Source organism: Halovivax sp., from assembly GCA_007119345.1.
GTDB lineage: Archaea > Halobacteriota > Halobacteria > Halobacteriales > Natrialbaceae > Halovivax.
The window spans coordinates 1-10,005 of record SKPV01000234.1; the positions used below are offsets into that span (position 1 = coordinate 1).

General features: G+C 70.1%; 9 protein-coding genes. 5 read left to right on the plus strand and 4 right to left on the minus strand.

Annotated features, from left to right (window positions below):
• The coding region (locus QZT59_RS16150; protein WP_290818702.1) for a helix-turn-helix domain-containing protein at window positions 1-650 on the minus strand (650 nt) is incomplete at its 3' end.
• A gap of 367 nt (window positions 651-1,017) precedes the next feature.
• Here QZT59_RS16150 and QZT59_RS16155 point away from each other — a divergent pair.
• The gene (locus QZT59_RS16155) at window positions 1,018-1,290 is read left to right on the plus strand and encodes a hypothetical protein (protein WP_290818704.1); all 273 of its coding nucleotides are present in this window, start codon (window positions 1,018-1,020) and stop codon (window positions 1,288-1,290) included.
• Window positions 1,291-1,339: 49 nt separating this feature from the next.
• Here QZT59_RS16155 and QZT59_RS16160 read toward each other — a convergent pair whose 3' ends face one another.
• Window positions 1,340-2,038: a hypothetical protein gene (locus tag QZT59_RS16160; protein WP_290818705.1), complete on the minus strand. Its 699-nt coding sequence runs from the start codon at window positions 2,036-2,038 to the stop codon at window positions 1,340-1,342.
• Window positions 2,039-2,209: 171 nt separating this feature from the next.
• Here QZT59_RS16160 and QZT59_RS16165 point away from each other — a divergent pair, with 171 nt between their 5' ends.
• Both QZT59_RS16165 and QZT59_RS16170 read left to right on the plus strand, forming a co-directional pair.
• Window positions 2,210-3,121, plus strand: a complete 912-nt coding sequence (locus tag QZT59_RS16165; protein ID WP_290818707.1) for a DUF6293 family protein — start codon at window positions 2,210-2,212, stop codon at window positions 3,119-3,121.
• A 235-nt stretch (window positions 3,122-3,356) separates the two neighbouring features.
• Window positions 3,357-4,877 (plus strand): NAD(P)H-dependent oxidoreductase, encoded by a 1,521-nt coding sequence (locus QZT59_RS16170; protein WP_290818709.1) that lies wholly within the window; start codon window positions 3,357-3,359, stop codon window positions 4,875-4,877.
• 9 nt (window positions 4,878-4,886) lie between these two features.
• Here the strand turns inward: QZT59_RS16170 and QZT59_RS16175 are convergent, their stop codons facing one another.
• Window positions 4,887-7,541 (minus strand): RND family transporter, encoded by a 2,655-nt coding sequence (locus QZT59_RS16175; protein ID WP_290818711.1) that lies wholly within the window; start codon window positions 7,539-7,541, stop codon window positions 4,887-4,889.
• 233 nt (window positions 7,542-7,774) lie between these two features.
• On the opposite strand from QZT59_RS16175, the gene QZT59_RS16180 reads away from it, so the two are divergent.
• Window positions 7,775-8,428 (plus strand): hypothetical protein, encoded by a 654-nt coding sequence (locus tag QZT59_RS16180; protein WP_290818713.1) that lies wholly within the window; start codon window positions 7,775-7,777, stop codon window positions 8,426-8,428.
• A gap of 3 nt (window positions 8,429-8,431) precedes the next feature.
• Here the strand turns inward: QZT59_RS16180 and QZT59_RS16185 are convergent, their stop codons facing one another.
• Window positions 8,432-9,223 (minus strand): alpha/beta fold hydrolase, encoded by a 792-nt coding sequence (locus QZT59_RS16185; RefSeq protein WP_290818715.1) that lies wholly within the window; start codon window positions 9,221-9,223, stop codon window positions 8,432-8,434.
• Between the two features lie 421 nt (window positions 9,224-9,644).
• Here QZT59_RS16185 and QZT59_RS16190 point away from each other — a divergent pair.
• Window positions 9,645-10,005, plus strand: a 361-nt coding sequence (locus QZT59_RS16190; protein WP_290818717.1) for a class I tRNA ligase family protein, incomplete at its 3' end; no start/stop codon positions are given.

Below are 10,005 nucleotides of genomic sequence, written 5' to 3' on the forward strand. Positions count from 1 at the left end.
GCGTCGTCGTCTGCGGTCGCGTCGTCGTCTGCGGTCGCGTCGGCGTCGTCTGCGATCGCGTCGCCCACCTCCGCCTCTTCTTCCGCGGTCGTATCGAACTCGTCCTCGTCGGCGGCGAAGGCTTCGTCACCGTCGCCGGGAGCGGGTTCCTGGGCGAGCGGCTCGCCGTCGGGCTCGGCGTCGGCCGGGGCCGCGTCCTCGCCGACGGTGACGCCGAATCGCTGGGCCGCCGCCTGGACGAAGACGGCGGCCCCGGCGAGGATCGCGACGCCGCCCAGGTACCGCGAGACCGCGCGTTTTAGCTGCTCGGCGCGGGAGCGGTCGCTCGCGACGATGAGCGGTCCGTTCGAGGTCGCGTAGACGCTCATCTCGTTACCGCGAGAGGAGTACCAGGTGTCGACCACTTCGACGAGGCCGGCGTCCTCGAGCTTTTCCAGGTGATAGCGGACGTTCTGGATGGACGAGTCGATCGCGTCGGCCACGTCGCTCGGCGTCCCCGGCTCCCGGTCGAGGTGGGCGTAGATCCCGCGAGCGGTCGACGACGATAGGGCGCCGAAGACGGCGTCGGCGTCCTCGTCGTCGAGGTCGACGACCCGAGGCGCGCCCTCGGTCGTCGGCGCCTCGGACCGCAGTGGAAAGAGACGAGCCATGTGATTCGTTCGTCACTTGTTCCCCGGATACCTATACCCTTTCCCTACGTGAAAGAGCCATTTTAGCTTGGTAAATCGCCCGACAGCGACGGAGGAGGCTGCGAAGGGGATCGCTCTCGAAATCGTCAGTTTCAGGCGGTCGTTCGGCGCCGTCGGTCGATCGCCGATCCGGTTCGACCGGTCGACGATCCCCTCCGGTTCGACCGGTCGACGACCACCTCCGCGCTACGGTCGGTCGTCCGGGACCGCACTACCGGGTTCGGACGATGTCGCGCTACGGTCGGTCGTCCGGCACCGCGCCATCGGTCGCCGGACACGACCCCGATCGGTCGTAACGGTTGTGCCGTTCGGCCCACCACGTGACCCCATGAACCACCTCCGTCGGACCGGGGAGAACCGCTGGCGCCTGCCTCGTCACGCCCACCTCGTGGTCTACGAACGAGACCCTCGCGGGCTGCTGACGATCTACGACTGCGGCGCCGCGCAGAAACCGCCCTCCGCGCAGTTGCTCGGCGATCTCGTCTCGGTCGACGCGCGGGCCGAGGTAGCGCCGAATCCGACCGGACGAGTCGTGACGCTGCGGGAACCGTCGACGCTCGAAGAAGTCGAGCCGGATCGGTACCGCATCCGGCGCGAGTAACGTCGGTATCGCGGACCCGGCCCCGCCCGCACGCCCGCGATTTTGGGGTTCAGTCGTAGAGCTTCCACTCGGCGCCGTGAGTTCGAATTTCGAGCACGTCGTTCGTCACTTCGTCGATTTCGACGCCGTCTATCTCTCCGCGTACGTGGACGTCCGCCTCGACGACGGCCGCTTCGTCGTCTTCCTCGAGGACCTCCACCCGCTCGACGGCGAAATCGAGCCCTTCGATCAGCTCCACGTCCGACCGGGTAAGTTCCGCGTGATCCGAGTCCGGGTGAATCCTGGCGTTCACCGCGTCGACGTCCCCGCCGCCGAGCGCCTCGTAGTACGCTTCCACGGCCGCCTCGATCGTCGAAATCGTGGGAACGGACGGTTCCGCGATCGCCCACTCCCCGTCCGCCGTCCGGACGGCAAGTTCCCGGCTGTCGGCCGCGTCGACGGGTTCGCCGTTCCACTCGCCGTCGATCTCGTACTCGACTCGAACCGTCGCCGTCTCGTCGTCCTCGTCGAGAACCGCCAGTTCCGCGACGGTCAGGTCGAGGTCCTCGAACGGCGCGAGATCGGTCTCGGACACCCACCCGTCGGCGTCCGGGTGAAGGAGCTCGCCGACGGCGTCGGCGTCGGCGGCGTCGAGCGCTTCGTAGAACTCTTCCGCCGCGTCGTCCGGGCCGCTGTCGCCTCGGATTTCGGAGCACCCCGCCAGCACCGCGGCGACGACGGTCGTCGTCAGGAACGTGCGTCGATCCATGCGTGTCGATTTACGGGTACCGTGGCTCGGTGATATAGATGCCGGCCCCGTCGGCGTCGCCGGGAGGTGGTTCGGCCCCCTCACCGGCACCGGTCACGGTGCCCGACCGCGTCGACGGTCGACCGTCGTCGACTCGCCGGGTTTGATTACATCGCCCGCCAAGGTTGGCCCATGCAGACCCACATCGTGCCGGTCGGCTTCGACTACGACCGGTTGATCGCACCCCTCGTGCGGGACCAGCGCGACGTCGACCGCGTGGTCATGCTCCAGGGGGCGGTCGGGAGCGAGGCGAACGTCGAGTACTCCCGGGATCTCGCTCGCAAGCTCGAGACGGACTTCCAGAACCTGCTCGGCGCGGAGACCGAGCGGTTCGTCCTCGCGGACGTCTACGACTACGACGGCGCGTTCGAGCAGGCCTACGACCTCATCACCGCCGAACTCGACCGGGGGAACGAGGTCTGGGTCAACGTCGCCGCCATGCCCCGGACGGTGAGCTTCGCGTTCGCCACGGCCGCGCACTCGCTCATGGTCGAGCGCGAGGACGAACGCGAGCGGATCCACACCTACTACACCGCCCCCGAAAAGTACCTGGAGACCGAGCTCGCCGAGGAGCTCCGCGAGCAGCGGAACCTCCTCGCCGAGCTGCGGGACGCCGAAACGGGCGAGGCCGCGCCCGAGGAGCGCATCGAGCGCCGCCTCGAGAGCGCACGGGACCTCCTCTCCGAGTTCGACGAGCGCGGCACCACCATCGGCGCCAAGGAGATCGACGGCAGCCACGTCGTCGAGCTCCCCGTGGCCTCGTTCTCGAACGTCAAGCCGTTCGAGGAGCTCATCCTGTTCAAGCTCGGCGAGGAGGGCGAGTTCGCTTCCGTCTCCGAGCTGGCCGAATCGCTCGCGCGAGAACTCAACGAGGAGTACACCGACAGCTTCCGGTCGAAGGTCATCTACAACGTCGACCGGCTGGGTCCGGGTGGGAAGGGCTACATCGAGCGCGAGGAGCACGGGAAGTCCTATCGAACCCGGCTCTCTCGGATCGGGGAGCTGTGGGTCCGCGCGCACTCGGACCGGGAGGACGCGCCGTAGCGACCGGCGTCGATCCGGACGAGGGTGCCGCACCAGGCGAGGGCGTCACACCGGGGCAGGGTGTCACACCGGGGGAGGGCGTCACACCGGGGGAGGGCGTCACACCAGGCGAAGGCGGCGCTCAGAGCGAGTCGAGGGGGTGTGCGAATCGACGACGAACGGGGATTCGAGCGGCGACGTCTCGCCCGGTGAATCCCGGCCCTACGCTTATCTCGTCCGCTATGGACGCCCCGGTATGCGCGCCCTGGTCGTGCTCGCCCACCCGCGGACCGACAGTCTCTGTGGCGACCTCGCGCGCGCCTACCGCGACGGCGCCCTGGAGGCCGGCGTCGACGTTCGCTTCTTGGCTCTCGCCGACCTGGAGTTCGATCACGACGTCCGCACGGAATGTTCGAGCGCCCAGCCCCTGGAGGACGATCTCGCGGAGGCCGAGTCCCTGATCCGGTGGGCAGACCACCTCGTCTTCGTCTACCCGAACTGGTGGGGGACGATGCCGGCGCTGCTGAAGGGCTTCTTCGACCGCGTCTTCAGACCGGGCTTCGCCTTCGAGTTCTACGAGGAGGGCGAGGGCGCGGGCCGGCGCGAGCTGCTCGACGACACGACCGCCGAGCTCCTCGTCACGATGGACGTCCCGCCGTGGGTGTACCGCTGGATCCAGCGGGCGCCCGGCACGAACGCGGTGAAAGGGGCCACCCTGGGATTTGCCGGGATTCGAACCACCCGGACGACCTACTTCGGCTCCGTCGAGGACTCGTCGCTGGACGAGCGGCGGACGTGGCTCTCGCGGGCGGCCGACCTGGGTCGCGGCCTGGAGAACGGGCCGGAGTCCCGGACGCGCCGGATCGCTCGTCAGGCGAGGACGGCCGTCGGCGCGCTCCGGCTGCAGTTCTACCCGATGGCCTGGGTCGCCTACGCCGTCGGCGCGCTGGCCGCGACCGGATCGACCGCCGCCCTCTCCTCGGCGGTCTTCTGGGCCGGATTCGGGTTCCTCCTCTTCCTCGAGGCGGCGACGGTGTTGAGCAACGAGCTCGCCGATTACGAGACGGACCGCCGGAACGCGTTCGCCGGCCCGTTCACCGGCGGTTCTCGCGTTCTGGTCGACGACGAACTCGATTCGCGGGCGCTCCTCGCGGGGGCGACCGCGGCCGGCGTCGCCGCCGTCGCGTTCGGGCTCGCGGTGCTCGGACTCGCCGGCGGATCGACGGTCCCCGCGGCACTCCTGCTGGTTGGACTGTCGGCGCTCGCGCTCGGATACACGCTCCCGCCGCTACGGCTCTCCTACCGCACGCTCGGCGAGCTCGACGTGGCGGCGACCCACAGCCTCCTCGTCGTCCTGTGCGGGTACGTCTTCCTCGGCGGCGACGCGACGAACCCCCTTCCCTGGCTGCTCGGGGCGCCCATGCTGCTGTCGGTCCTCCCGTCGATCACGATGGCCGGCGTCCCGGACCGCCGGGCCGACCGCGCCGCCGGCAAGGAGACGATCGCCGCTCGATTCGGCTTCGACGGCGCCGCCGCGGTCGCCGCCGGGACCGCGGTCGCGGCCGCGGCCGTCGCCGTCGGGCTGCACCTGTCCGGCGCCGTCACCGCATACGGCCCGCTGATCTACCTGACGGTCCCGCACGCGCTCGTGATCGCCTGGCTCGTCCGCGATCGGGTCCGAGGGCTCGACGCGCCGCGGCGGATCGACGGCGTGATGATCGCCTCGCTCACCTTCATCGCCTGGTTCGGCGTGGTGCCGCTGGTCGAATTGGCCTGACCGGCCGCGCTAGGCCAGCCGCTCCAGCAGGCGCTCGCGAACGACCAGCAGGCAGGGCAACACCGTGAGACACGCCAGGAACGCGAAGACGATCGCGAGCCCGGTGACGAGGCCGAACCGCTGGAGCGGCGGCGCCAGCGCGAGCGCGAGGACGCCGAAGCCGGCGGCCGTCGTCGCGGCGCTCCCGAGCAGCGCGCCACCGGTCCCCGTAACGGTCGCCGTCAGCGCCGCCTCAAGGCTCTCGCGGCGCGCTCGTTCGTCGACGAACCGCTCGCCGACGTGGATGCTGTAGTCGACGCCCAGCCCGATCGCGAGGCTCGTGATGACGGCCGTCTCGCTGTTGAACGGGAGATCGAGCAGCGCCATCGCCCCGAGCAGCCAGGCGAGCGCGGCGACGACGGGCGCGAGCGTGATCGCCCCCAGGGTGAGCGCGCCGTGGCGCAGCCAGTAGAGCGCCGTCAGGAAGACCAGGATCACCGCGAGCGTCACCGCGAACGCCTGGACGAGCGTCTCCAGCAGAGCGTCCTGGATCACCGCCGTCTGGACGGGGCCGCCGGTCGCCACCGCCGTCACGCCGGCGCTCGACTCGATCGAGGCCGCGACGGCGCGGACGTCCTCGGCGACCGACTGCGCGGAGGCGTCCCCGCGGACGCTCAGCGTCAGCCGGACCGACTCGTAGCTGCCGTCGTCTGCGCGTTCGATCGCCGTCGCGGCGCGCTCGGCGTCGGCGTCGAACATGACGTCGTAGAGGCCCGCGAGATCCTGGTTCGGCACGCCGTCGCCGTTCGCGTCCCGCTCCTCGAGTGCCTCGCGGACGGCGTCGTCCTCGGCGGCGAGTTCGCGGGCGACCGAGAGCGGGCCCTCGATGGCGGCTCGTCCCTCGGCGTCGACGTCGATCGTGTCGCGGTCGGTTCCGTCCGTTCGGGCGTCTTCGATCGCCTCGAAAAGTGCGGGATCGGTGACGTCGCCGCGTATCAGTATCTCGGCCCGCGAGCCCTCGCCGCGATCCTGGAAGTTCGCCGCGAGGTACTCGGCGTCGTCGGCGATCGTGTACGTCTCCGGCGCGAGGGGGCCGGGAAGCGACTGGGCCCACTCCGGGGCGTCCTGGGGGAGGAAGTCGGCTTCGTTGAACTCCGTGTCGATCGTCGTCGCCCCGTAGGCGCCGGCGGTCGCGAGCAGAAAGGCGACCACCACGACGCCGAGCGGTGCCCGGCGGGCGAGCGCCACCCCGCTCGAGAGCGCTCGATTCACCGGGCCGGGCGTGACACCAAACGGCCGTTTCGCACGGTTTCGGCCGAACCGGTTCTCGAGCAGGCCGTCGACCTCGACTTTCAGCGCCGGCACCAGAACGCCGAACGCGACGAACGTCGCGAAGATGCCGCCCGCCGAGAGGATCGCGAAGTCCCGGATCGCCGGCAGCGGACTGACGACGTTCGAGAGGAAGCCGACGCCGGTCGAGAACGTGGCGGCTGCGAGCGCGAGCACCACGCCCCCGAGACCGAGCGCCATCCCGGCGCGGATTCCACGGCGCACGCTCCGGGGCGACGCCCCGGCGTCGTCGGTCGTCCCGGGCCCGCCGTCCGTTCTCGCCGCGTTCCCGTCGGCGACGCTCTCGTCTTCGTCGAGCACCCCCGCACGCGCCTCTCGATACCGCATCACCACGTGTAACGAGTAGTCGATCGAGAGTCCGATCAGCAGGAACGGGACGGCGATCAGCAGCTGGCTCATCGGGATCTCGAACCAGCCCATCAACCCGGCGAGCCAGGCCATCACGACGGCGATTCCGAACAGGCCGACGAGGACGTCGACGACGTCCCGGTAGGTGATCGCCAGCACCGAGAGGACGAGCACAAGGGCGACGGGCGTGATGATGGCGAAGCTGTCGCCGACGGCGCTCGCGGAGGCGGCGTCGCTGATCCCCTGGCCGAACACGAAGCCGTCGTCGAAGCGCTGCTCGAACAGCGCCTCCAGGTCGACCTGCGCGTCGTGGGCGGCCTGGGGCTCCTCGTCCTCGCCACCGTCGTCGACCTGGAACACGAACGTCAGCCGCGACTCCGCCTGCGTAGAGCCGGGTTCGTACGAGGACGGGAGGAACGCGGTCGGATCCTCGCCAGAGTCGGCTCCCTGGCCGCCGCCGGGAGCGTCGGACTCCGGATCGAGGAGGGTTTCGAGCAGTTCCTCGACCTCCTCGTCGGAGCGCTCTTCGAGCGCCCCGATGCCCTCCTGGAGCGTCGGCTCCGACTCGTCCGGCGGTCCGTCGGCGTCCGCCGCCCGATCCTCGAAGACGGCGGCCGTGGCGACCAGGTTCTCGAGGCCGAGGAAGGCGTCGTCGGCGAGCGTCGCTTCGATCGACTCGTCGGCTCTCGCGTCCGCCTGCAAGCGGAGGCCGTCGAGCAGCGACTCCCGCGTCAGCACGTCGCCGCCCTCCTCGCGGACGACGAGCTGGGTGACGATCCGATCGTCCGTCTCGTAGCGCTCGTCGACGTAGTCGCCCGCGTCGGTTTCCGGCGAGTCGACCTCGAACTCGCCGATGCCGGCGTCCTCGGTCTCGCCAACGGCGGCGCCGGCAGCCACGACCGCCGTCGACACCAGCAGGACGACCACGACGAGTCGACTGTTCGCGACGAGCCAGTGCGCGTAGCGGTCGGCGAGCCGTCCCTTCATCGACGGTCGCCCTCGTCGGTCGGGGCGCCGTGCCGGATCGGCGCGGTGATCGTACTTCCCCGACCCGTCCCGCAGACCGCGTCCGATCCCTCCGATCCGCCGCTCGCGCTCATTCGTCCCGACGGTCGTCTCCGGCGACCTAAAGCAGTTCTGCCAACGACCGATGTTTCATAACCGAAAACGGATTATGCTCCCCGACGTAGGTCGATCCACACTCCGCTCGAGGACCAGCCATGAACACCGACGTCGATCGCGAACGGGGCGTGTTGAGTCCGGCAGACCGGGCGTACCTGCTCGGCGAGCGCGAAATGAGCCACGAACAGTCGAAACGAAACGCCGAGGCCCGGATCAGGCGGCGGGTTCGCCACGCCGTGCTCGACTTCGAGGTCCTGTTGCACACCCTCTCGCGGAAGGATCGGCGACTCGTCTTCGAGGACCTCCGCGAGGATCTCGAGTTCCTCGACGGCCTTCGGGCGTCGGTCGCGTTCGCGTACGTCGGCGCGACGGAGCAGGGACTGGACTTCGAGGAGGTGCTGGTGCCCGCCGTGCGAAGCTCGGAGGAGGTTCGCGCGGCCCGAGAGCGCGACGCGAACGTCTCGGTCGACGTCACCTTCGCGGTCGAGACGACGGTCGAAACGACGCTCCCGGGCGTCGCCGCCCGGCTCGAGGCGGGCGAACCCGTAACCCCGCGAGAGCTCTTCTCGCTGATCATGCAGGGCGAACACGACGCGACCACCCATGACCGAATCGAACTGGTCAGAGCCGACGCGGAGGCTGCTGACGACGAGTTTCTCGGGAGGCTGGCGGACTACCTCGACGGCGAGCTGGTCGAGGTGACGGACTCGCGGGCGCTGCTCCGGTTGGACGGCGAGGATTCCGGCGAGTAACGTTCAGCCGTCGTCGTCGAGCCCGCGAACGAACTCCCGGACGACCTCGGTGAACCGTTCGGGCCGGTGGAGGTTGCAGATGTGACCGACCCCCTCGATGATCTCGACGTCGGCGCCGCCGACGGAGGCGTGCTCGTCCTCGCCGCCGCGCATCATCAGGTCGCGCTCGCCGTTGACGATCAGCGCCGGACCCGCGAAGGAGGCGAGCGCGGCCCGGAAGTTCCGCCCGGCGAGGTCGGGACCGGGCGTGCCGAACTCGCGGGGGTAGATCCCGGACTCGATGATCTCCGCCTCGGTCTCCCCCGAGAGATCGCGGTTGCGGACCCAGCGCTCGCCCGCCCGCCTGACTCCGCGCTCGACGAGGTCGCTCCGGGTCGCGAGTCGAGCGAGGCCGCCGGTGATCCGCGTCAGGAGGTTCATTCCGCGGACCGGGTTGGCGCTGCTCCCCACGACGACGAGGCCGTCGACCTTCTCGGGGAACCGGTTGGCGTACTCCGCGATCACGTAGCCGCCGAGCGAGAGGCCGACGAGCACCGCGCGTCCGCCGGCGGCCGAATCCACCACCTCGTCGAGCAGGTCGATCGCGGGCTCCAGGTCGAACGATTCGCCCGCTCGTTCGCCGTGGCCCGGGAGGTCCGGCGCGATCACCCGGAACTCGTCGGCGAGGGCGTCGCGCTGGGGCGCCCACATCTTCCGGGTGAACATCGCGCCGTGGACGAACACGATCGGCCGGCCGTCTTCGGGACCGGCGACGTCGAGTCCCCTGATCTCGGTCTCGGCTGTCGATGGCGTCATGGTCGGGGTCGGTACGCGCGGCGCTCCGGTATGGCTGGTGCCGGCAGTCGCCGTCGCGACGGGCCGCCGCCGGCGCCCCCTCTCTGCGGCCCCCGAACCCGATCCGCCGACGGCCTCCGCGTGCCGTCTCCGTCGGGAAGGTCTGTCGACGGCTCCCGCAGTGCGCCCCGGTCGCGAAAGGTTGAAACCGGATGGCCGATCAACCTGTAGGTATGCGTCCGCCCGTCGCGGCCACCCGCCGTCACGACGGCTCGCGCGGCTCCGTTTTCGTAGGGGCCCCGTAGCCCCGCATCCACTCCCGATCGACGGACGTATCGTTCCCGACCGACACCGACGACCAACGACCAGTACGCATGCACGCGGACACCACCTATCGGATCCGATCGCCGAACCGACGACGCCCGCTCCGGGCGGTGAGACCATGAGCCTCGAACCGGAAGAACGCGAGGTCGAGCCGGGCGACGACGAGCCCGCGCCGTCCCTCGACGGGAGCTACGATCCCGAGGAGATCGAACCCGCCTGGCAGCGACGATGGGTCGACGCCGAAACCTACGCCTACGGGGGCGAGCCGGGTCAGGACCCGAACACCGTCTACGCGATCGACACGCCGCCGCCGACGGTCTCGGGCAGCCTCCACATGGGTCACCTCTACGGTCACACGCTCCAGGACTTCGCGGCCCGCTTCCAGCGGATGGCGAACGGGGACGTCCTCTTCCCGTTCGGCTACGACGACAACGGCATCGCCTCCGAGCGACTGACCGAGGAGGAACTCGACATCCGCC

Coding starts and splice junctions, on each gene's coding strand:
- QZT59_RS16155 (WP_290818704.1), top strand. CDS start 1,018: ATGAACCACCTCCGTCGGACCGGGGAGAACCGCTGGCGCCTGCCTCGT.
- QZT59_RS16160 (WP_290818705.1), bottom strand. CDS start 2,038: ATGGATCGACGCACGTTCCTGACGACGACCGTCGTCGCCGCGGTGCTG.
- QZT59_RS16165 (WP_290818707.1), top strand. CDS start 2,210: ATGCAGACCCACATCGTGCCGGTCGGCTTCGACTACGACCGGTTGATC.
- QZT59_RS16170 (WP_290818709.1), top strand. CDS start 3,357: ATGCGCGCCCTGGTCGTGCTCGCCCACCCGCGGACCGACAGTCTCTGT.
- QZT59_RS16175 (WP_290818711.1), bottom strand. CDS start 7,541: ATGAAGGGACGGCTCGCCGACCGCTACGCGCACTGGCTCGTCGCGAAC.
- QZT59_RS16180 (WP_290818713.1), top strand. CDS start 7,775: ATGAACACCGACGTCGATCGCGAACGGGGCGTGTTGAGTCCGGCAGAC.
- QZT59_RS16185 (WP_290818715.1), bottom strand. CDS start 9,223: ATGACGCCATCGACAGCCGAGACCGAGATCAGGGGACTCGACGTCGCC.